Origin of the sequence: Actinomyces provencensis (assembly GCF_900155435.1) — a bacterium.
Classification (GTDB): domain Bacteria; phylum Actinomycetota; class Actinomycetes; order Actinomycetales; family Actinomycetaceae; genus Pauljensenia; species Pauljensenia provencensis.
The window spans coordinates 48,312-69,695 of record NZ_LT700212.1 but is presented as its reverse complement, the minus strand read 5'-3'; the positions used below and the strand labels follow the sequence as shown (position 1 = coordinate 69,695).

Sequence of the window (21,384 nt, the reverse complement as noted above, 5' to 3'; positions counted from 1 at the left end):
CTCTGTTCGGGCACTGAGGTCCGCTCTGTCCTGACCGCGAGGTCCGCCCTCGCTCCCGCCTCAGTGCGGACGGTAGGCCGTCACGAGGACGGACACGGTGACCTCCTCGGGCAGGTCGGGGTCCTCACCGAGGCGCGAGGCATCGAGGTGGCGGGCGCTGGGGGTCATGGCCACGAGGTCGACGGCCCCGTCGTGGGACAGCGGAGTGCGGTACTCCACCGAGTGCGTCGCCACCTCGTCGAAGTGGGGTGCCAGCGAGCGTGACAGGCGCTGTTCCTTCTCCGGGTCGACGTCCACCATGCCGACCACCTCGGAGCGCAGTTCCGCCAGGTGGCCCACCGTCGGGCGCACGACGACCAGTCGCCCGTCCCCGCGCAGGACCCGGTGGAACTCTCCGGGATTGCGCGGCGCGAACACGTCCATCACCACCGCGCAGCAGTCGTCGACCAGGGGGAAGTCCCGGAAGACGTCCCAGGTCGCTGCGGCCAGACGCGGGTGGGCCCGCACGGCTGCCCGCAGCGCCCGGGTCGAGGTGTCCAGCCCCAGACCGTGCGTGGTGGGCAGGGCGTCGAGGGCCCGCGCCGCGTACCGTCCGGTCCCGCACCCGACGTCCAGCAGCAGTCCCGCTCCCACCTGTCCTCCGACGAGGTCCGCCACGGCGTCACTGATGGGGTCGTACGCGCCGGTGGAGAGGAAGCGCTCGCGGGCCCGGACCATGTCGGCGTCGTCCCCGCTGGTCGCCCGGCTCCCGCCGAGCAGGCTGACGTACCCCTGGCGGGCGATGTCGAAGGTGTGGCCGGCCGGGCAGCGCAGGGCGGTGCCCGAGACCGACAGCGTGCCTGCGCAGAGGGGACACCTCAGGGCGTCGAGGACCTGCAGGAGGGCGGGTGGGGCCGCGTGGGGCATGGGACTCCGATGGGTGGGGGGACGAGGGCGGGACCGCCCCGAGTCTAGGTCGGCCTAGAGTGGAAGTCCGACCGCTCGACCCCGAAGGAGCACCATGGCGGACCACGCGCACGTCCACCCGGGCTGGATGGACCACGCGATCTGGTGGCAGGTCATGCCACTGACCTTCACCGGGGCGCCCCGCGCCCTCGATCCCCACGCCCCGGTCGCCCACCGGCTGGGGCGCGTCGAGGCCTGGCTCGACCACGCCGTGGCGCTCGGCGTCAACGGCCTCCAACTGGGCCCGGTGTTCCGTTCCGCCACCCACGGCTACGACACCCTCGACCACTTCCACCTCGATCCGCGCCTGGGCGACGACGCGGACTTCGACCACCTCGTCGCCGAGTGCCACCGCCGGGGGCTGCGGGTCATGTGCGACGGGGTGTTCAACCACGTCTCCCGCGAACACCCCCTGGTCCGGCGAGCACTCGCCGAGGGGCACGACTCGCCGACTGCGGCGCTGTTCGACTTCCGACAGGCCCAGGACGGGAACTGGTACCCCCAGGTCTTCGAGGGTCACCCCGGCCTCGTGGAGCTCAACCACTCCGACCCTGAGGTCGTCGCCCTGGTCACCTCGGTGCTGGAGCACTGGTGCGACCGGGGGGTCGACGCCTGGCGCATGGATGCGGCCTACGCGGTCCCGCCCTCGTTCTGGGCGCAGGTCCTGCCCCCGGTGCGCGAGGCACACCCCGACCTCCTCACGGTCGGCGAGGTCATCCACGGGGACTACCCCGCCGTCGTGGAGGAGTCCACACTGGACTCGGTCACCCAGTACGAGCTGTGGAAGGCCATCTGGAGTTCCCTCGACTCCGGCAACCTCTTCGAGCTCGACTGGTCCCTGCAACGTCACAACGGGTTCCTGGACACCTTCGTCCCCACCACGTTCGTCGGCAACCACGACGTCACCCGCATCGCGACGAAGGTCGGGGTCGAGGGCGCCGCTGTGGCGGTCACGATCCTCATGGGCGTGGGCGGCATGCCGGTCGTCTACCACGGGGACGAGTTCGCCATGACCGGGCTCAAGGAGGACCGGCCCGGCGGCGATGACGCCGTGCGCCCCGAGTTCCCCGCACACCCCACCCCGCCCACCGGTGGGGCCGCGCGGATGATGCGCCTCCACCAGGACCTCATCGGCCTGCGACGACGTCATCCCTGGCTGGTGGAGGCCCGCACGACCTCCCGCGAGCTCACCAATGAGCACGCGGAGTGGGACCTGCGCGGCCCGGAGGAGGGACAGCACCTGGTCCTCGAGGTCGACCTGCGGGGGGCGTCGGCGCGCGCGCGGATCCTGGACGGGAGCCGGGTCCTCCTCGACACGCAGTCCTGAGGCTTCCGGGGCCCGAGGCTGCCCGGCGCTGGCGCTGGGGCTGGGGATGGCGCCCGGGTCAGGGCTCCGGCGAGAGCAGCACCGACGAGGGCGACCCACCCGGGGAGCCTGCGCAGGAGAGTGGTGTGGATCACCGCTAGGGTCGAGACATGACGACGACTGCCGCCAGCCCCGGGCCCGAGGAACCCTCCGGCCCCCGCACCCTCCTGCACGTCATGCAGTTCCCGGCCCTCGTGGTCCTGCCCCTGTTCGGCTCCTTCGGGCGCGAGTGGCTCGGGTCGAGTGGGTGGGTCTCGGTCCTGTACCTGTTCTACGCCGCAGTCCCGATGTTCCTCCTGCAGCTCGTGGTCCTCGTCCTCACGATGCTGCGGGCCCGCCGGGTCGGACGCCAACAGGTGGGACCGCTCACCGCGTGGCCCATGGCCCTCTACGTCGTGGGTGCGGTGCTCGGACCTCTCGCCGTCGCCGACGCCACGGACCAACCCGGGACCGTCCCCTCCGTCCTCGAGAACTCGTTCGGTCTCTCTCCCCAGGTGTCGACGGTCCTCTTCGTCCTGGGCAGTGCGGCGACGGTGATCGGGGGAGTCGCCATGCTGGTCACCGCGTCCATGGACCTGCGCGCCGCACCGCGTCGGGGCGGCGCGGCGCAGGCCGTCGATCGTGTGGCCCAACCCGGCGGACCTGTCGGGCACTCGGGGCCGCTCTCGGGTCCCCTGGACGTCGCGAGCGGCGCATCCGGGTCCATCGAGCGTGCCGACGTCCCCACCGGGACCATCGATCGCGCCGATCCCGCAGGGAACACCCGGGCGGCGACACCTACCGGGCCCCCGGACCCCGGGCCCCCGGACCCCGGGGCGCAGGCACCCGTGGCGCAACCACTGCGTGCCCAGCCCCTCCAGGCCCGGCCCCTCCAGGCGCAACCCCTCCAGGCGAGGCCCACACAGCCCTCGACCCCGGCCGGACCCGACACGGGGCCCGGTCCCGCGCCCGGTACGGGAGCCGGGGCCGGGACACGGCGTCCCGAGCCGCACCGTCCGGACCAGCGACCCACCGGGTCACGGGCCGCAGGTCCGCGGGTCCCCGGCGCAGGGGATCACGCACCGGCCCGGTCCACCGCGCAGGATCCAGGCGGGGGAGGGACCCTCAGACCACCCGCGCCGGCGATCCGGCCGCCCTCCGTCCCACCACTGGGACCCTCGACGGCGCCCGTGTCGGACAGGGCGTCCACACCCTCTGCCGCACCCGTGGGTGATCCGGGGGTCCCGCCCTCGTCCGCGGCCCCCACCGCACCCCTGGCCCCGCAGCCCCCGGCGGCCCAGGTCCCACCGGTCGGTCCCCTCAGCCCGGCCGGGCCCGCCGCCACGCAGGGGTCCGTGGCCCCTGCACCCTCCGACGCGCTCAACGACGTCGACACGTCGAATGACGCCGACGCCACTGGATCCCACCCCGCGCCCCCCGGGGAAGGTGAGCGATAATGTGGGGGTGACTGACACGATCGCTCTCGGAATGCCCACCGTCAAGGAACCGCCGTTCCCCCGCAGGACCACGCGCCGGATCATGGTCGGTGACGTCCCCGTCGGCGGCGGCGCCCCGATCTCCGTGCAGTCGATGACCACCACGAAGACCCATGACATCGGCGCCACCCTCCAGCAGATCGCGGAGCTCACCGCGGCCGGCTGCGACATCGTGCGCGTCGCCTGCCCCACCGACAAGGACGCCGAGGCGCTGCCGGTCATCGCCCGGAAGTCGACGATCCCCGTCATCGCGGACATCCACTTCCAGCCCAAGTACGTCTTCGCGGCCATCGAGGCCGGCTGCGGTGCCGTGCGCGTCAACCCGGGCAACATCCGCAAGTTCGACGACCAGATCGAGGCGATCACGAAGTCCGCCCGCGAACATGGGACCTCACTGCGCATCGGTGTCAACGCCGGCTCCCTGGACCGACGCATGTACGAGAAGTTCGGCGGCGCCACGGCCGAGGCGCTCGCGGAGTCCGCCATCTGGGAGGCCTCACTCTTCGAGCAGTACGACTTCCACGACTTCAAGATCTCGGTCAAGCACCACGACCCCGTCACGATGATCAAGGCCTACGAGATCCTCTCCGAGCGTGGCGACTGGCCGCTGCACCTCGGCGTCACCGAGGCCGGCCCCACCTTCCAGGGCACCATCAAGTCCGCCACCGCCTTCGGGGCGCTCCTGCGCGAGGGGATCGGCGACACGATCCGCGTGTCCCTGTCCGCCCCGCCCGTGGAGGAGGTCAAGGTCGGCATCCAGATCCTGCAGTCCATGGGCCTGCGTGACCGGACCCTCGAGATCGTCTCCTGCCCCTCCTGCGGTCGCGCCCAGGTGGACGTCTACACCCTCGCCGAGAACGTCACCGAGGGCCTGAAGGACCTCACCGTCCCGCTGCGCGTGGCCGTCATGGGCTGCGTCGTCAACGGTCCCGGGGAGGCCCGCGAGGCCGACCTCGGCGTGGCGTCGGGCAACGGGAAGGGCCAGATCTTCATCCACGGCGAGGTCGTCGAGACCGTGCCGGAGGACCAGATCGTCGAGACCCTCATCAAGCGGGCCAACATGCTCGCCGAGGAGATGGGGCTGGAGGAGGGCGACGGCGCCGTCGAGGTCATCCCCGCCGCCCGCTGAGCCACCCCGACCGGCCACTTCCCGCCGCACATCCACGAGGGCGGCCCCTACCGACCCAACCGCTGATCCCACAGGAGGAATGCGCATGCGCACCAGGACCGCACTGCTGACCGTTCTCGGCGCCGCGGGTGCCCTGGCCGTGGCCACCGGCTGGCCGACCCGTCAGGGACTGACGCGGTCCGAGGCGGCGGTGTCGCTGCCCGGTGACCTGTTGCTGCCGACCGCCCCGGTCGTGGCGGACCGCGCGATCACCATCCATGCCCCGGCCGACCAGGTGTGGCCGTGGCTGACCCAGATCGGGCAGGACCGCGCCGGGTTCTACTCCTGGACCGCGATCGAGAACGCCATCGGGTGCGAGGTCACCGACGTCCACGAGCTGCGTCCCGAGTGGTCGGAGCGTGCAGTGGGGGACGAGGTCCCACTCGCCCCGGGCATGGCGATGCGCGTCGCGATCAGCTCACCGGGCCACGCCCTCGTGCTCACGACCGAGGGTGGACGGGTGCCGGAGGAGGCCGAGGGTTCCCCCACCATGCAGTTCGACCTGACATGGGCCTTCGTCCTCGTCGACGAGGGCGCCTCCACCGTCCTGCACGCCCGGGAGCGCTACCTGCCCCACACCCGTGCCGCGGACGCCTCCTGCCGGGCCACCCTGGCCGCCTCCGCGGTGATGACGCACCGCATGCTGCACACCGTCAAGGCGCTGGCCGAGTCCCACTGACCCCCCATCCCCGCGAAGTCCGCTCACTTCTGACCCCGAAGTCCGCTCACTTCTGACCTCGAAGTCCGCTCACGTGCGCAGCTGCACGCGCGGGGGCGGACCTCGACGGTGGAACAGAGCGGACCTCACGCCTCGAACAGAGCGGACCTCGGTGCCCGAACAGAGCGGACCTCGGCGAGGGGGGTGTTCGCACCGTCCTGACCGGTCGACTATCGTTGACGACGTGCTGAGAACCCTGTCCACGTACTTCGTGCGCACCCTGCGCGACGACCCCGCCGACGCGGAGGTCCAGTCCCACAAGCTCCTCGTCCGTGCCGGCTACATCCGGCGCACTGCCCCCGGCATCTACACCTGGCTCCCGCTGGGCCTGCGCGTCATGCGCAAGGTGGAGGCCGTGGTGCGCGAGGAGATGGACCGCATGGGGGGCCAGGAGGTCCTCTTCCCGGCCCTGCTGCCCGCCGAGCCCTACAAGGCGACCGAGCGCTGGGACGAGTACGGACCGACGCTGTTCAAGCTGAAGGACCGCAGGGAGGGCGACTACCTGCTCGCCCCGACGCACGAGGAGATGTTCACCCTCCTGGTCAAGGACCTGTACTCCTCCTACAAGGACCTGCCGCTCACCCTGTACCAGATCCAGACGAAGTACCGCGACGAGGCCCGTCCGCGCGCCGGTCTCATCCGTGGGCGCGAGTTCGTCATGAAGGACGCCTACAGCTTCGACCTGGACGAGGAGGGGCTGGACGCCTCGTACCTGGCCGAGCGCGCCACCTACCAGGCGATCTTCACCCGCCTCGGGCTGGAGTACGTCATCGTCTCCGCCATGTCCGGCCCCATGGGTGGCTCCCGCTCGGAGGAGTTCCTCCACCCGAGCCCCATCGGTGAGGACACCTTCGTGCGCTCCCCGGGCGGCTACGCCGCCAACGCCGAGGCCGTCACCACCCCGGCCCCCGAGGCACTCCCCACCGAGGGTCTGCCCGAGGCCGTCGTGCTGGACACCCCGGACTCCACGACCATCGCCGCCCTGGTCGAGCGTGCCAACGCGCTCCACCCCCGCGCCGACCGCCCGTGGCAGGCCTCGGACACCCTGAAGAACGTCGTCGTGGCGCTGACCCATCCCCACGGGGAGCGCGAGCTGTTGGTCGTCGGCCTGCCCGGCGACCGCGAGGTCGACATGAAGCGCCTCGAGGCCTCCGTCTCACCCGCCGAGGTCGAGATGGCCACACCTGAGGACCTGGCCGCGCACCCCGAACTGGTGCCCGGCTACATCGGCCCCCGCGTCATCGGCCCCAACTCGCCCCAGCGCGTCGTGGACGAGGACGGCATCGCCACCGGCTCCGTGCGTTACCTCCTCGACCCCCGCGTCGTCGACGGGACCTCCTGGATCACCGGCGCCGACGAGGTCGACCGCCACGTCTTCGGCCTCGTCAAGGGTCGCGACTTCGGGGCCGACGGCACCATCGAGGCCGCCGAGGTCCGCGAGGGCGACCCCGCCCCCGACGGCTCCGGGCCCCTCCACCTGGAGCGCGGCATCGAGATCGGCCACATCTTCCAGCTGGGTCGCAAGTACGCCCAGGCCCTGGGCCTGACCGTGCTCGACGAGAACGGCAAGTCCCGCGTCGTCACCATGGGCTCCTACGGCATCGGCGTCTCCCGCGTGCTGGCGGCCCTGGCGGAGTCCACCTGCGACGAGCAGGGACTCGCCTGGCCTGCGCAGGTGGCACCCTTCGACGTGCACGTGGTCGCCATCGGCAAGGACGCGGACGTGCTCGACACGGCCCGGGAGCTCTCCGAGCAGCTCGACGCCGCGGGACTGGACGTCATCCACGACGACCGGCGCAAGGTGTCCGCCGGCGTGAAGTTCGCGGACGCTGAGCTCATCGGCATCCCGATCACCCTGGTGGTCGGACGGGGACTGGCCAACGGCGTCGTCGAGGTGCGCACCCGCGCCACCGGGGAGCGCCGCGAGGTCCCGGTGGCCGAGGCCGTGGGGACCGTCACCGCCCTGCACCGCTCCCTGCTCGGACAGGAGGCCTGAGGGACATGGCGATCCGCGACATCCGCATCATCGGCGACCCGGTCCTGCGCACGCCCTGCGACCCGATCACCGAGGTCGACGACCACGTGCGCTCCCTGGTCGAGGACCTCCTCGAGACCGTCGACATGGACGGGCGCGCGGGACTGGCCGCCAACCAGATCGGGGTGAGCCTCCAGGCGTTCTCCTGGAACATCGAGGGGGACCTGGGCTACGTGCTCAACCCCCGCGTGGTGGCGCTCTCCGCCGACGAGTTCCAGGACGGTGAGGAGGGGTGCCTGTCGGTTCCCGACCTCTGGTACCCCACCGAACGCGCCTGGTACGCGCGCGTGGAGGGCACCGACCTGGACGGCCGCGACGTCGTCGTGGAGGGGGACGGCCTCATGGGCCGCTGCCTCCAGCACGAGACCGACCACCTCAAGGGCATGATCTACATCGACCGGCTCGACCGGGCCACCCGGAAGAAGGCGCTGCGCGACATCCGCAAGGCGGGCTTCTGAGCAGGGCCGCGCCGTGGGCCGGACTGGTGTCCGGCGGGTCGGCGCGGCATACTGGTGACGACACCACGACACATGGTGACGGGTTCGCGGAGGACGTAGGGGAAGACGCTCCTCAACCGAACCGGAGGTCACGATGAGAGGGACATACACCCGTGGTGTGCTTTTCGTGCACTCGACGCCCCCTGCCCTCTGCCCGCACATCGAGTGGGCCGTGGGCACGGCGCTGGGGCAGGAGGTCCACCTGCAGTGGACCGACCAACCCGCCGCGCCCGGAATGGTGCGCTCGGAATTCTCCTGGGTGGGCACCGCGGGGTCGGGCGCACGCCTGGCCTCGGCCCTGCGCGGGTGGGAGCACCTGCGCTACGAGGTGACCGAGGAGGCCACCGCACAGTCCGACGGTGGACGCTGGTCCCACACCCCAGCGCTCGGGATCTTCCACTCGCAGATGGACACCGCCGGGAACACCGTCGTCCCCGAGGACCGGGTGCGCGCTGCCCTGGAGAACGCCACGGACGAGACCTCCCTGCGTGAGATGCTCGACCTCGCGCTCGGTCAGGCCTGGGACGAGGAGCTGGAGCCCTTCCGCTACGCCGGTGCGGGCGCCCCCGTGCGCTGGCTGCACCGGGTCGGCTGAGCGGCGACGTCCCCCGGACGGGGGCGACGTCGTGTCATCGGGCCGTCCGTGTGGCGGGCGGAGCGGACACCCACAGCTCCATGTGGTCCTCGGTGACGCCCGGGACCTCCCCGTGGTTGACGAAGCCTGCGGCGGCGAACGCCCGCTGCGAGGCGATGTTGCGGACGTGGACCTCGGCGACCAACTCGCGGTGCCCCTCGTCGGAGGCCAGGTGCACGAGCAGTGCTCGCGCCAGGCCCTGTCGTCGGTGTCCGGGAGAGGTCTGGAGCGCTTCGATGAAGTCCTCCAGGGGGTGCCGCTCGTCCTGGTGGGCGAGGCGGGCCGCGCTGACCGGGACGCCCGCGACCGAAGCGACGACCACCTCTGCCGAGGCGTCCGTGAGGTAACCGTCGAGCCACCGGCCGTACCCGTCCAGGAAGGCCTGCTCGTCATCGGGATCCCCGATCGTCCCGCCGGTGATGTCTGGCATGTCCTGCAGGTACAGTGCCAGGACCTGCTGCCTGTCCCGGACGGGCAGGGCAGCCCACTCCGACGCCCCGAAGTGCTGGATCTCCACCGGACCAACCTACCGCCGATGTCCCGCCGCCGACTGCCCGGGTCCGCCCGGCACCGGGCCCGCTACCCTTGCCCCATGGGCACCATCGCGGAACTCCTCGGCTTCGACCTCTCCGATCCCACCCCTCCCGGGAACGGGGAGGGGAACGCTGCCCCCGTCGACGAGGGCGGGGCTGCCGCACTCCCGGAAGCGGGCGCGGAGGAGGGCGCGTCGGGACCGGACGCGTCCGCGACACCCACCTGCGACGAGGTCGTCCTGGAGGCCGTGCTCGCGGAGACCTCCCTGGAGCCCGCCGACGCCCGCGAGGACCTGACACTCACCGGTGACCTCGACCTGGACACCATCGGGCGTTACGCCGTCACCACCTCCGTCGAACGTGGACTGGGCGTCCAGTTCAAGGATGCGGACATCGACGCCCTGGAGACCCTCGGGGACCTGCTCGCCCTGTCCCGGAGCGCCGCCGCGTCCTGAGCACTCCCACCCGGGCACCGCTTCCCGGGTGCTGCCCCGGACGCCGCCCCCGCCCACTCTGGAGTCACCGTCCCGGGACGTTGATCCCACGATCACGCGGTGGGCCGGGGGAGAGCGAGGTGTCCGGGCTGGTGACAGCCTGTCCGGCGGGTCCACGCGGATCCCTCCCGCTACGGTGGGAGGGAAGGAGGCAACCATGGAGATCCACGGACGTCGTGAGGTCGCACGGCGCAGAGTCCTCGTGCCGACATGGGTCGCCAAGACCGTCATGTCGCTCACCGGTCTGGTCATGGCGGCCTTCGTCGTGGTCCACATGCTCGGCAACCTCAAGGTCCTCGTCGACCCCGAGGGGATGGACGCCTACGCGGCCTGGCTGCGTGAGGCCTTCGAGCCCGTCCTTCCCCGTGAGGGGCTGCTGTGGATCTTCCGCATCGCCCTCGCCGTCTGCCTCGTCCTGCACGTGGCCTTCGCACTGGTCCTGTGGCGGCGGGGACGGGCGACGCGCACCCGTGGGGCGAGCAGGCTCGCCCCACGGGGCGTGTCGGCCCGGTGGATGCTCCCCACGGGCGTGCTGCTCCTCCTCTTCGTGGTGGTGCACATCCTCGACCTCACCGTGGGCCGCTGGGTCGAGGCCCCGGGCTTCCGGCACCCCGATCCCTCCTTCCACGCCGCCGCGAACGTGGCCGCCTCCCTCGGGCGGCCCCTCATGGCGGCCTTCTACCTGCTCGTGCTCCTGGCGCTCACGCTCCACCTCGCCCACGGCATCCAGTTGGCGTGGCAGGACCTCGGCGGGAGCGGTCCGCGAGGACGGGCCGTGGCGAAGGTCGTGGCCCACGCGGTGGCGATCGTGGTGCTGGTCGGGGACGGCGCGGTCGTCATCGCCGCGTGGACGGGAGTGCTGTGATGGACCTGCGCGACATCTGGGACCGCCTGGGCATCCGCCAGGGCGAGGACACCGACCCCACCTCCGGTGGACGCGGGAGGAGCGGGAACCGCGGGGGCGGACAGGCCCTGAGCTCACCCCCGGGCGTGGTCCTGTCCGAGGGGAACCCGCTGGACGCCCACCAGCCCGATGCCGCACCCCAGGAGATGTGGGAGCGCTTCGTCGCCGATGCGCGCCTGGTCAGCCCCTCCAACCGGCGCAGACTCACCGTGGTCGTGGTCGGCACCGGCTTGGCGGGGGCCGGGGCGGCCGCCTCCCTGGCGGAGCTCGGGTTCCACGTGGAGGCGATCACCGCCCACGACACCCCCCGGCGCGCCCACTCAGTGGCCGCCCAGGGCGGGATCAACGCCGCCCGCGCCCGGCGCGTCGACGGCGACCAGCTGGCCCGCTTCGTGCGAGACACCGTCAAGGGTGGGGACTTCCGGGCGCGGGAGTCCGAGGCCTGGCGTCTCGGCGAGGAGTCCACCCGCGTCATCGACCACCTCAACGCACTGGGGGTCCCCTTCGCCCGTGAGTACGGCGGCTCCCTGTCCACCCGCTCCTTCGGGGGAGTGCAGGTCTCGCGCACCTACTACTCGCGCGGCCAGACCGGCCAGCAACTCCAGGTGGCGGCCTCCTCCGCCCTCATGCGCCAGGTCGCCGCCGGGCACGTCGCCCTGTGGGTGCGCCACGAGGTCCTCGACGTCCTGGTCAGGGACGGACGCGCCTGCGGGGTCGTCACCCGTGACCTCACCACCGGGGAGATCCGGGTCCACCGGGCCCATGCGGTCGTGTTGGCGACGGGCGGCTACGGCAACGTCTACTTCCACTCCACACTGGCCAAGAACTCCAACGCCACGGCGATCTGGCGTGCCCACCGGGCGGGGGCCGCCTTCGCCTCGCCCTCGTTCATCCAGTTCCACCCGACCGCCCTGCCGGTCTCCACACCCTGGCAGTCCAAGACGACCCTGATGTCGGAGTCCCTGCGCAACGACGGGCGCATCTGGGTGCCCCGCGAACCCGGCGACGACCGGCCGCCCTCGCAGATCCCCGAGGACGAGCGCGACTACTACCTGGAGCGGAAGTACCCCGCCTTCGGGAACCTCACCCCGCGCGACATCGCCTCACGGGCGGCGCGTGCGGAGATCGACTCCGGCCACGGCGTCGGGCCCCTGCACAACTCCGTCTACCTCGACTTCCGCGACGCCCTGGCGCGGCTCGGGCGCGACACGATCGCGGAGCGCTACGGGAACCTCTTCACCATGTACCGCGACGCCACCGGTGAGGACCCCTACACGCGCCCCATGCGCATCGCCCCGGGCGCGCACTTCACCATGGGTGGCCTGTGGGTCGACTACCGCCTGATGTCCACCCTCCCCGGCCTCTTCGTGGCGGGGGAGGCCAACGCCGCCTACCACGGTGCCAACCGGCTCGGCGCGAACTCGCTGCTCGCCGCCTGCGTGGACGGGTCCTTCACCGTCCCGCGCACCGTGCCCGACTACCTGGCGGGGCTGCTCGGGCAGGACCTCGTCGACGAGGGCGACCCCGTGGTGACCTCCGCGCTGGAGCGCGTGGCGGCGCGGGAGGCCGCACTGCTCGCGGTGCACGGGGGGACACCCGCCAAGGAGTTCCACCGGCGGCTGGGGGAGATCATGTACCGCGACTGCGGGGTGGTGCGGGACCGGGCGGGCGTGGAGCGCGGGATCTCGGAGATCGCGGACCTGCGCCGGGAGTTCCACTGCGACGTGCGCGTGAGCGGCGTCGAGGGGGAGTACAACCAGGACCTGGTGGAGGCCGGGAGGGTCGCCGACTACCTCGAGCTGGCGGAGCTCATGTGCGTGGACGCCTGGCACCGCGAGGAGTCCTGCGGGGCGCACTTCCGCGCCGAGCACCAGGACGACGGGGAGGCACGCCGTGACGACGCGCACTGGATGCTGACCTCGGCCTGGACGACCTCGGGCTGGGAGGACGGTGCCGGACCGGGGGAGAGCACCCTCCCGCACTGCACCCACCACGCGGAGTTCCTCACCTTCCGCAGCGTGGGGATCGCCACGAGGAGCTACGCATGAGACTCGAGCTGGAGGTGTGGCGCCAGGCCGGTCCGGACACGGCCGGTGCCTTCGTCACCTACGACGTCCCCGACTGTGATCCGCGCATGTCTGTGCTCGAGCTGCTCGACCACCTCAACGAGCAGCTCACCGGCCGCGGCGAGGCGCCGGTCGCCTTCGAGTCCGACTGCCGGGAGGGCATCTGCGGGGCCTGCGGGCTGACCGTGGACGGTCGTCCCCACGGATGGGCCGACAACCTCCCTGCCTGCCACCAGCGGGTGGGGGACCGCGGTGAGGGCACGCGGGTCCGCCTGGAACCGCTGCGCAGCGGTGTCTTCCCCGTCCTGCGGGACCTGGTGGTGGACCGCGGTGTCCTCGACGACGTGACCCTGCGAGGGGGCTTCGCCTCCGTGGACACCGGACTCGCGCCGGACGCGGACGCGGTGCCCGTCGCGCACACCACCGCGGAGGAGGCACTCGACCTGGCGGCCTGCATCGGGTGCGGGGCCTGCGTGGCCGCGTGCCCCAACGGGTCGGCGGCGCTCTACGCGGGCGCCCGCATCGCGCACCTGGCGGCACTGCCGATCCCCGCCCTGGAGCGCGCCGACCGTGCCCGGGCCATCTCGCGCGTCCTGGACGAGGAGTTCGGACCCTGCTCGGGGTACGGGGAGTGCGCGCGGGTGTGTCCCGCCGACATCCCCCTGGGGGCGGTCGCCGCCGTGGGCAGGGAGCGCTGGGGCGCAGCCCTGCACCCCAAGCGCACCTGACCCCCCTCGGCGAAGTCCGCTCTGTTCGGGCACCGAGGTCCGCTCTGTTCTGGGCTCGAAGTCCGCTCTGTTCGGGCACTGAGGTCCGTCCTGTCCGCAGTGTCCACTGGTGGTCCGCCCTCGTCAAAGCGGCGACCCCGCGTACCGGGGAGGGTGCGCGGGGTCGGCGGAGGTGGGGCTGGGCAAGCAACCGGAGGGGGAGTGCTGGTCACTCCTCCCCGGCGTGGTCCTCCTCGGCGATGGAGTAGTTGAACAGCTCGTAGCGGTCGATGGCCTGCTTGACCAGCGAGCGGTCCACGGCGCCCTGGTCGGCCAGCGCCTGCAGGGTGCGCACCACCATCGACTCCGCGTCGATGTGGAAGTAGCGTCGGGCGGCCCGCCTCGTGTCGGAGACGCCGAAGCCGTCCGCACCCAGCGTGTAGTAGTAGCCGGGGACCCACTGGCGGATCTGGTCCTGGACGAGGGCGTCGTAGTCGGAGGTCGACACGAAGGGCCCCTCCGAGCCCGCCAGCTTGCGCGTCAGGTAGGCGATGTGCGGCTCCTCCTCCGGGTGGAGGAAGTTGTGCTCGTCAGCCGCCTGACCGTCGCGACGCAACTCGTTCCACGAGGTCACTGACCACACGGCCGCGTCGACACCCCAGTCCTCGGCGAGCAGGCGCCGTGCCTCACGCGCCCACGGCACCCCCACGCCCGAGGCGAGCAACTGCGCCTTGGGGCCGCCCTCGCCGGCGTGGTCGTCCACCTTGTAGATCCCCTTGAGCAGGCCCTCCACGTCCAGCCCCTCCGGCTCGGCGGGCTGGTGGATCGGCTCGTTGTAGACCGTCAGGTAGTACAGGACGTTCGGGTCGCGCGGGTCGTCCTCCCCGTACATGCGCTGGATGCCGTCCCAGACGATGTGGCGGACCTCGTAGGCGTAGGCCGGGTCGTAGATGACGAAGCCGTGGTTCGGTGCCGCCAGGATCGGGGACTGACCGTCCAGGTGCTGGAGACCCTCACCCGTCAGGGTCGTGCGCCCCGCGGTCGCACCGATGACGAAGCCACGGGCCAGCTGGTCCGCCGCTGCCCAGAACTGGTCACCGGTGCGCTGGAACCCGAACATCGAGTAGAAGATGTAGAAGGGGATCATCGGCAGGTCGTGGGTGGCGTACGCCGTGCCCACCACCTGCATGGCTGCTGCGGACCCGGCCTCGGTGATGCCCGTGTGCAGGATCTGGCCCTGCTCGGACTCCTTGTAGGAGAGCATCATGTCGGCGTCGACCGCGGTGTAGTTCTGGCCGTGGGTGTTGAAGATCTTCGCGGTGGGGAAGATCGCGTCCAGACCGAAGGTGCGTGCCTCGTCGGGGATGATCGGCACGATGTACTTGCCGATGTTCTTGTCCTTGATGAGGTCCTTCATCAGGCGGACCAGCGCCATGGTGGTGGCGACCTCCAGTGGCCCCGACCCCTTGGAGAGGTGCTCGAAGGGCTTGAGGGCAGGCGCGGGCAGGCGCGGATCACGTGCGTCGCGGCGCTCGGGGACCCATCCACCGAGCTTCTCGCGGCGCTCCTTCATGTAGACCAGGGCCGGGTGGTCGGCGGGGGGCATGTAGTAGGGGGGCATGTAGGGGTCGCGCTCCAGCTCCTCGTCGGAGATCGGGATGCGCAACCGGTCGCGCAGCTGCTTGGCGTCCTCCAGGGTCAGCTTCTTCATCTGGTGGGTCGAGTTGCGGCCCGCGAAGTGCGTGCCCAGGGCGTAGCCCTTGATCGTGTGTGCGAGGACCACGGTCGGCTGCCCGGTGTGCTCCATGGCTGCCTTGTAGGCCGCGTAGACCTTGCGGTAGTCGTGGCCGCCGCGCTGGAGGGCCCAGATCTGGTCATCCGTCCAGTTCTCCACCAGGGCCTTCGTGCGGGGGTCCCGGGCGAAGAAGTGCTCGCGGATGTAGCCGCCGTCATTGGCGCGGAAGGTCTGGTAGTCGCCGTCGAGGGTCTCGTTCATCAGGTTGACGAGCGAGTTGTCCTTGTCCGAGGCCAGCAGCTGGTCCCAGCCGCGTCCCCAGATCACCTTGATGACGTTCCAGCCGGCGCCCTTGAAGAAGGCCTCCAGCTCCTGGATGATCTTGCCGTTGCCGCGCACCGGGCCGTCGAGGCGCTGCAGGTTGCAGTTGACGACGAAGGTCAGGTTGTCCAGTCCCTGCTGGGAGGCCAGCTGGAGCATGCCGCGCGCCTCGGGCTCGTCCATCTCGCCGTCGCCCAGGAAGGCCCAGGTGTGCTGCTGGGAGGTGTCCTCCAGACCGCGCAGCATCAGGTACCGGTCGAACCAGGCCTGGTAGATCGCCTCCGCGGGACCCAGACCCAGGGACACCGTCGGGTACTCCCAGAAGTCGCGCATCTGGCGCGGGTGGGGGTAGGAGGGCAGCCCGTGCTCGACGGAGACCTGCTGGCGGAACCCGTCCATCTCCTCCGCGGTCAGACGGCCCTCGAGGAAGGCACGCGCGTAGGGGCCGGGGGAGGCGTGACCCTGGAAGAAGACGTGGTCGCCGCCTCCGGGGTGGTCCTTGCCGCGGAAGAAGTGGTTGAGTCCGACCTCGTAGAGGGTGGCCACCGATGCGTAGGAGGAGATGTGTCCGCCGACCTTCACACCGGGGCGCTGGGCACGTGTCACCTGCACGGCGGCGTTCCAGCGGATCCAGCGACGGTACTCACGCTCGATGGCCTCGTCGCCGGGGAAGTAGGGCTCCTGGTCGACGGGGATCGTGTTGACGTAGGGAGTCGTGTACTCCTGGGGCAGCTGGACGTGGCGCCTGCGGGCCTCGGCGAGCATGTGCAGCAGGATGTAGCGGGCTCTCGGCCCGCCCTTCTCGTCGATGAGCCCCGACAGGGATTCGACCCATTCCGCCGTCTCCTCCGGGTCGTTGTCCGGGACCTGGCTCAGCAGTCCGTTGACGACCGGGTGGTTCTCACTCGACTGACTCACTGATTCCCTCTTCCTCGTGGTGGACGCTCGTCGCACGCCCTCGTGCCTGACGTCACCATTGTCGCCTCTCCCATGCGCCCGTGCGAGTGCATCCGGGACTTCAGGCCCATGAGAAACGCCTCAATTGGGCGGGCCGGACGGGTGGGTCGGTCACAGGTGCCGGCCGGCACCGGGCCGTGGGGCCCCGGCGTGTCGGCACATGTGGTCAGGGACGCGTGGTGCTCTACGATGGACGGGTGAGTTCTGTCAGCGCGCGGTTGACGCGCATCGTGGAAGGTGGTCGTTGGTCGTGGCGCTGAGCCTCGGTTTCACTCAGGGGCAGGTGATCCAGGAGTTCTGCCCCGACGACGACATTGACGAGTCGCTGCGTGCACTCGTCGCCTCCGAGACCGGTCACCCCGTGGTCGACGAGGACTATGGCGACGTCGTGGACGGGACGGTCGTGTGGTGGAGGGCCGAGGACGCGGAGGAGGAGGATCTCGCCGATCTCCTCGTCGACGCGTTGTCCAACCTCGATGACGGCGGCCTGATCTGGGTCTTCATCCCCAAGCCCTCCCGTCCGGGCGCCATTCCCGTGGCTGACGTGGAGGATGCGGCGAAGGTCGCGGGCCTGCACTCGACGTCGGCGGCCTCGGTGGGGCAGGACTGGGCGGGCATCCGCCTCATGGCCCGTCCCCGCACGCGCTGAGGACGCACCGGCGCTCTTCTCCCGCGGAGTTCCCCCAGTGACGAGGGCGGCGCCGCCCTCGTACGCGGAGGGGAGTGCGTGCGGCTGGCACGGACGGGCCTGTGGCCTGCGGACCCTGTCGGCCTCTATGCTGTGGGGGTTGTGTCCTGCGCGGGCACGCAGGGCCTGTAGCTCAGTTGGTCAGAGCGCTGCGCTTACACCGCAGAGGTCGTCGGTTCGAGGCCGGCCGGGCCCACCACACGGTGCAGTGGTCTCAGCGGTCCGCCAGCCTGATGGCCACCTCGGTCCTCCACGTCGTGGGGTCAGGATCGTCCTCCGGTCCGTCGAGCAGGTGCTCGACACGTCCACCGAAGGCCTCCCCTCTCCCGTCGTCGTGGACATCCATCCGGAGTCCCCGGTCGGCGATCCACCCGATCAGCGTCGCATTGCCCCGGATGCCGTTCCCGGCACCCGTGAAGACCAGTGCCGCGTACCGGCCCGCTGGCAGGGTGTCGACGAGGACGCGCCCGTCGCCCCTCGTAGCGGCGGACACGGGGAGACCGACGGTGATGTCGAGTTCGCGGGCCATGTCGATGACGTGGTACCGGACGAGGGGGACGCCCGCGGGTTCGATCCCACGCACCGCCAGCCACGCCGCCACTTCGTCGACCAGCACGGGGATCACGTCCTCGAGGTCGTCCATGGTGACGCGGAGGCGGATACCTGCGTGGCTCTGCTCGCGGCGCCGCTCAGTCCTGGGTTCCGGGAACTCCATGGTGCACCTCCTGCGGGCGGACGGGTTGGCGGAGGATGGTCCGCATCCTCTCCGGGGCGACCCTCCGCGCGTCGCTGAGGTAGATCTCGTGGTGGCTGCCGACCATGCGCAGTCCGTTGTCGGGGATGAACCCGTGGTGCATCCGTTCCAGGGTGGGCCCTTCGTCGTCGAAGGGGCCGATGTGGAGGCTTTGGACGCAGCGTCCCTCCGAGAGCTCCCGGACACGGAGTTCGTCGAGGCGGGGAAGGTCCTTCCTGTCCCGGGTCCGGGTGATGGCGGAATCGACCATGGCGTGGTCGATCCATTCCGGGACCATCAGCATCATCGTCCAGTCCCACAGGGACTTGTCGCGGGCGACGGTGAAGGAGTCCGTGTCCTCCGCCCACCACAGTCCCTCCAACGGAGGGACGACGTAGTCGCGGCCGAGCTCCTGCTTGCTGGCGAACTTGAGTGCGTACGCCACGGGGTAGAGGGCAGCGAGGGCGTCGGCGTAGGCCGGTGAGGTGTTGGGGTCGCCGTGACCGTCCACCATGAGGTAGCGCATGTCCGGGACGTCGATGATGCGGAGGACGCCGCGCTGTGCCCGGTAGCCGTCGAGCGTCCTCCTGAAGTCGGTCTTCTCAGTCATGGTCACCCGGGTCCCGCGTCGATCCTGCGAGGTCGGGGGCGGGTCGACCTCTTCGCCGTGGTCTCGGTGCCCTCCGCGCGGGGGCGCCCGATGAGCCCTGCCTCCGTCTCCACCAGGTCCCGGCGACGACGGCGAGCAGGAGGACGAGCAGGTTCACGAACATGACGGGGAACCCGTTCCTGAGCACTCCGGAGTGGTCCAGGAGCAAGGCGAACGTCGCGGAGACAACCACAGCTCCGGCCACCTGGCATGTGATCCGCACCCGCTCCGTCACGGTTGCCCTCCCTCGGTGAGCCGCATCCCCTGGCATTGTGGCATGCCTCACGACAGCCTGCCAGCCGCAGCATGTGGCGCTCCGCCGACTCAGGAGGCCGCAGGGACAGTGGCGGTGGTACGTGCGGGACGGGTCAGGAGGACGAGGCCGACCACGATGACGGCGATGCCAGTGACGGCGGTCGGCGTCAGCTGCTCGTGGAGCACCAGGACCCCCAGGAGGGTCGCGCCGAGCGGTTCGGCGAGGGAGAGGGTCGCGACCGTCGTGGGTGCCAGTCTCCGCAGACCCCATCCGAACAGGAGATAGGCGGTGGCCGTGGTGACCAGCCCGAGCCACAGGGCCAGTGCGATGCCCGCAGGCGTGGTCAACCACCGGGTCCCGGTCGCCAGGAGCACGGGGAGGCTGAGGAGCCCGGCCACACCGAAGAGGGTGCCCATGGCAAGGGTCGGGGCCCAGGAGCGGTCCAGCAGGAGCTTGCTGGCGACGGTGAGCAGCGCGTAGGCGGCACCCGCACCGACCGAAGCCAGGACTCCCACGGGAGTGAGGGGAGTGTCCTCCCGTCCCTGTCCGATCAGGCCCGAGACGAGCAGGACCCCGACCAGTGCGATCGCCGTCGCGAGCAGCCACCGTCGACTCGGGAGATGACGCCGGACGAGTGCATCGAGGACGCCCGTGGTCACGGGTGAGGATCCGAGCGTGATGACGGTGCCGACGGCCACTCCGTTCATCCGTGTGCCCGCGAAGAAGAAGGGCTGGTAGGCCAGGGCGCCGAGGACCCCGAGGGCCACCACGACCCCTGTGGGCAGGCCCTGCGGGCGAGGAGGGGTGTCGCCTCCGCGGTGTGCTGCACTGCGTGCGTCGTGCAGTGCCACGAGGCCGAGCACGGTGCCACCGACCAGCAGGCGCGACGCGCCCACGGAGAGGGCGGACGCGTCCACGCCGGAGAGGGCCTGGGCCGTGCCGGTGGTGGAGAAGCACAGCGCAGCCAGGAGGACGGCCACGATCGGGAGCACGGAGTGATCGTCGCACGCCCCCCTCCCTCGGCGGCGACGCGCCCTCCTGGTGGACGGGGTGGGTGTCAGCCGGGTGGCCGCGGTGCCCCGGGCGCAGGAGTCAGAAGAGGGCCACCCGCTGCGCCGGTGGGAAGATCTCGTCGAGCCGGGCGAGGACGTCGTCGGACAGGGAGACCACCGATGCGGCGTTCTGACGGACCTGGTCGGGGCGGGTGGCACCGGCGATGACGCTGGGGATCGTGGGGTGCGACGCCAGCCAGGAGAAGGCGAGTCGGAGGGGTGTCATCCCGGCCTGCTGCGCGAGGTCACGGAACCCGTCGAGTGCGTCCCAGGGTGCCGTCTCCAGCAGGTTCCTCTTGGACACGTCGAGGCGGGATCCGCTGGGTGGTTCGGTGTCGCGGGAGTACTTGCCCGTCAGGAGACCGTTGGCGAGGGGGAAGTAGGGCAGGACCCCGAGGCCGAACTCGTGGGCGGCAGTGAGGACCTCGAGCTCGGCACGGCGGTCGATCAGGTTGTAGTGGTTCTGGGCGGAGACGAACCGGTGCGTGCCGAGTTCTCGGGCCACGTACTCGGCCTGGGCGATCTGCCACCCGGAGCGGTTGGAGTGTCCGATGTGGCGGACCTTCCCTGCGCGCACGACGTCGTCGAGGGCGGCCAGTGTCTCCTCGATGGGAGTGGAGGGGTCCGGGGTGTGGAACTGGTAGAGGTCGATGTGGTCAGTTCACAGGCGCCGCAGGGAGGCCTCCACCGCACGCACGACGTACGAGCGCGATCCACGTGCCCCGAAGTCCGGGCCGTCGGCACCGTGGAGGTCCATGCCGAACTTGGTCGCGATGACGGCCTCGTCACGGTGGCCTGACAGCGCGCGTCCCAGCAACTCCTCCGACAGGCCCGGACGTGCGCCGTAGCAGTCCGCGGTGTCGAAGAAGGTGATGCCGCAGTCCAGTGCGGCACCCACGACCGCCGCCGCGCCCTCAGGGGTGCTGGTCGCGGTGCCGGTGCGCCCGAGGTTGTTGCACCCCAGACCCACGACGGAGACGACCAGACCGGAGCGGCCGACATGGCGGAGATCAGGGGCAGGGGAGTTGGTGTCCACGCTTCCAGCGTACAAGTCGGGGCCCGTCCGGGCGGGCCAGGGGTGCCGCCGGGGCATCAGCGGTGAGGTCCGGCCCCGGTGCCCCGGGCCAGGATCTCGACGTGGGGGAGGAGGAACCAGGCATCGGGTTCCTCCTCCCACCGGCGCCATGCCCGGGCGATGTCGGCGACGTCCTCGTGGGAGGCGCCGACCCCGAGTGCCTGCTCGGTGAATGCACGCCCCGAGATGCGGTCCGCCTGGCTGCGGCCCCACCACCTGCAGGCCGCGGCGTCCGCGTACGTCCAGGAGGAACTCGTGATCCGGACCTTGCTGAGGCCCGCGGCCCGGGCCCAGGCCCGCATGTGACGCCCGGCGTCCGGTTCCCCGCCGTTTCCGTCGGGTCCGTCCGTGGACCCCGTCCACAGGGACGCGGTGC

Annotated in this window: 19 protein-coding genes, 1 tRNA gene and 1 pseudogene; 13 read left to right on the top strand and 8 right to left on the bottom strand. The window is 71.2% G+C overall.

From position 1 onward, the window contains the following. Positions 1-60: 60 nt before the first annotated feature. Entirely contained in the window at positions 61-906 is an 846-nt protein-coding gene (locus BQ9890_RS00300; RefSeq protein WP_075888450.1) for a putative RNA methyltransferase, read from the bottom strand. 94 nt (positions 907-1,000) lie between these two features. On the opposite strand from BQ9890_RS00300, the gene BQ9890_RS00295 reads away from it, so the two are divergent. The 7 genes from BQ9890_RS00295 to BQ9890_RS00265 all read left to right on the top strand — a co-directional run bounded on the left by BQ9890_RS00295 (position 1,001) and on the right by BQ9890_RS00265 (position 8,799). Continuing rightward, positions 1,001-2,272, top strand: coding sequence for an alpha-amylase family protein (locus BQ9890_RS00295; protein WP_075888448.1), 1,272 nt, complete (start codon positions 1,001-1,003; stop codon positions 2,270-2,272). A 149-nt stretch (positions 2,273-2,421) separates the two neighbouring features. Next, positions 2,422-3,747 carry a hypothetical protein gene (locus BQ9890_RS00290; RefSeq protein WP_075888446.1) on the top strand — a complete coding sequence of 442 codons (1,326 nt, stop codon included), beginning with the start codon at positions 2,422-2,424 and terminating at the stop codon, positions 3,745-3,747. 31 nt (positions 3,748-3,778) lie between these two features. Continuing rightward, positions 3,779-4,915, top strand: coding sequence for a flavodoxin-dependent (E)-4-hydroxy-3-methylbut-2-enyl-diphosphate synthase (ispG, locus tag BQ9890_RS00285; RefSeq protein ID WP_075892459.1), 1,137 nt, complete (start codon positions 3,779-3,781; stop codon positions 4,913-4,915). Between the two features lie 85 nt (positions 4,916-5,000). Further along, complete coding sequence (locus tag BQ9890_RS00280) at positions 5,001-5,633, top strand: hypothetical protein (RefSeq protein WP_143226182.1); 633 nt, start codon at positions 5,001-5,003, stop codon at positions 5,631-5,633. Positions 5,634-5,856: 223 nt separating this feature from the next. Further along, positions 5,857-7,668, top strand: a complete 1,812-nt coding sequence (locus BQ9890_RS00275; RefSeq protein WP_075888442.1) for a proline--tRNA ligase — start codon at positions 5,857-5,859, stop codon at positions 7,666-7,668. Positions 7,669-7,673: 5 nt separating this feature from the next. After that, positions 7,674-8,165 carry a peptide deformylase gene (gene def, locus BQ9890_RS00270; RefSeq protein ID WP_075888440.1) on the top strand — a complete coding sequence of 164 codons (492 nt, stop codon included), beginning with the start codon at positions 7,674-7,676 and terminating at the stop codon, positions 8,163-8,165. Between the two features lie 133 nt (positions 8,166-8,298). Further along, on the top strand, positions 8,299-8,799 hold the full coding sequence (locus BQ9890_RS00265) for a DUF3145 domain-containing protein (RefSeq protein ID WP_075888439.1): 501 nt from the start codon (positions 8,299-8,301) through the stop codon (positions 8,797-8,799). Between the two features lie 34 nt (positions 8,800-8,833). Here BQ9890_RS00265 and BQ9890_RS00260 read toward each other — a convergent pair whose 3' ends face one another. Further along, the gene (locus BQ9890_RS00260) at positions 8,834-9,355 is read right to left on the bottom strand and encodes a GNAT family N-acetyltransferase (RefSeq protein ID WP_075888438.1); all 522 of its coding nucleotides are present in this window, start codon (positions 9,353-9,355) and stop codon (positions 8,834-8,836) included. Between the two features lie 75 nt (positions 9,356-9,430). On the opposite strand from BQ9890_RS00260, the gene BQ9890_RS00255 reads away from it, so the two are divergent. The 4 genes from BQ9890_RS00255 to BQ9890_RS00240 all read left to right on the top strand — a co-directional run bounded on the left by BQ9890_RS00255 (position 9,431) and on the right by BQ9890_RS00240 (position 13,563). Next, complete coding sequence (locus BQ9890_RS00255) at positions 9,431-9,826, top strand: hypothetical protein (RefSeq protein WP_075888437.1); 396 nt, start codon at positions 9,431-9,433, stop codon at positions 9,824-9,826. A 196-nt stretch (positions 9,827-10,022) separates the two neighbouring features. Beyond that, a complete protein-coding gene (locus BQ9890_RS00250; RefSeq protein WP_075888436.1) occupies positions 10,023-10,730 on the top strand; it encodes a succinate dehydrogenase/fumarate reductase transmembrane subunit in 708 nt (235 codons plus the stop codon). Next, positions 10,712-12,817 carry a fumarate reductase/succinate dehydrogenase flavoprotein subunit gene (locus BQ9890_RS00245; protein ID WP_268258634.1) on the top strand — a complete coding sequence of 702 codons (2,106 nt, stop codon included), beginning with the start codon at positions 10,712-10,714 and terminating at the stop codon, positions 12,815-12,817. The genes BQ9890_RS00250 and BQ9890_RS00245 overlap by 19 nt, the downstream gene beginning before the upstream one ends. Next, entirely contained in the window at positions 12,814-13,563 is a 750-nt protein-coding gene (locus BQ9890_RS00240; RefSeq protein ID WP_075888435.1) for a succinate dehydrogenase/fumarate reductase iron-sulfur subunit, read from the top strand. The genes BQ9890_RS00245 and BQ9890_RS00240 overlap by 4 nt, the downstream gene beginning before the upstream one ends. Positions 13,564-13,771: 208 nt before the next feature. On the opposite strand, the gene aceE is transcribed toward BQ9890_RS00240, so the two are convergent. Beyond that, entirely contained in the window at positions 13,772-16,516 is a 2,745-nt protein-coding gene (gene aceE, locus BQ9890_RS00235) for a pyruvate dehydrogenase (acetyl-transferring), homodimeric type (RefSeq protein WP_075888434.1), read from the bottom strand. Positions 16,517-16,805: 289 nt separating this feature from the next. On the opposite strand from aceE, the gene BQ9890_RS00230 reads away from it, so the two are divergent. Continuing rightward, positions 16,806-17,204, top strand: a complete 399-nt coding sequence (locus BQ9890_RS00230; protein WP_075892455.1) for a DUF3052 domain-containing protein — start codon at positions 16,806-16,808, stop codon at positions 17,202-17,204. Positions 17,205-17,365: 161 nt separating this feature from the next. After that, a tRNA-Val gene (locus BQ9890_RS00225) sits at positions 17,366-17,442 on the top strand. A gap of 15 nt (positions 17,443-17,457) precedes the next feature. On the opposite strand, the gene BQ9890_RS00220 is transcribed toward BQ9890_RS00225, so the two are convergent. From BQ9890_RS00220 to BQ9890_RS00195, 5 genes and pseudogenes are all read right to left on the bottom strand, one after another. After that, a complete protein-coding gene (locus BQ9890_RS00220) occupies positions 17,458-17,958 on the bottom strand; it encodes a GyrI-like domain-containing protein (protein WP_075888433.1) in 501 nt (166 codons plus the stop codon). After that, a complete protein-coding gene (locus BQ9890_RS00215) occupies positions 17,933-18,586 on the bottom strand; it encodes a GyrI-like domain-containing protein (protein WP_075888432.1) in 654 nt (217 codons plus the stop codon). Before BQ9890_RS00215 ends, BQ9890_RS00220 begins: the two co-directional genes overlap by 26 nt. Positions 18,587-18,949: 363 nt before the next feature. Further along, positions 18,950-19,873: a DMT family transporter gene (locus BQ9890_RS00205; protein WP_075888430.1), complete on the bottom strand. Its 924-nt coding sequence runs from the start codon at positions 19,871-19,873 to the stop codon at positions 18,950-18,952. 100 nt (positions 19,874-19,973) lie between these two features. Further along, positions 19,974-20,903: pseudogene (locus BQ9890_RS00200) on the bottom strand (aldo/keto reductase). 122 nt (positions 20,904-21,025) lie between these two features. Further along, positions 21,026-21,310: a hypothetical protein gene (locus BQ9890_RS00195; protein WP_075888429.1), complete on the bottom strand. Its 285-nt coding sequence runs from the start codon at positions 21,308-21,310 to the stop codon at positions 21,026-21,028. Positions 21,311-21,384: the final 74 nt, after the last annotated feature.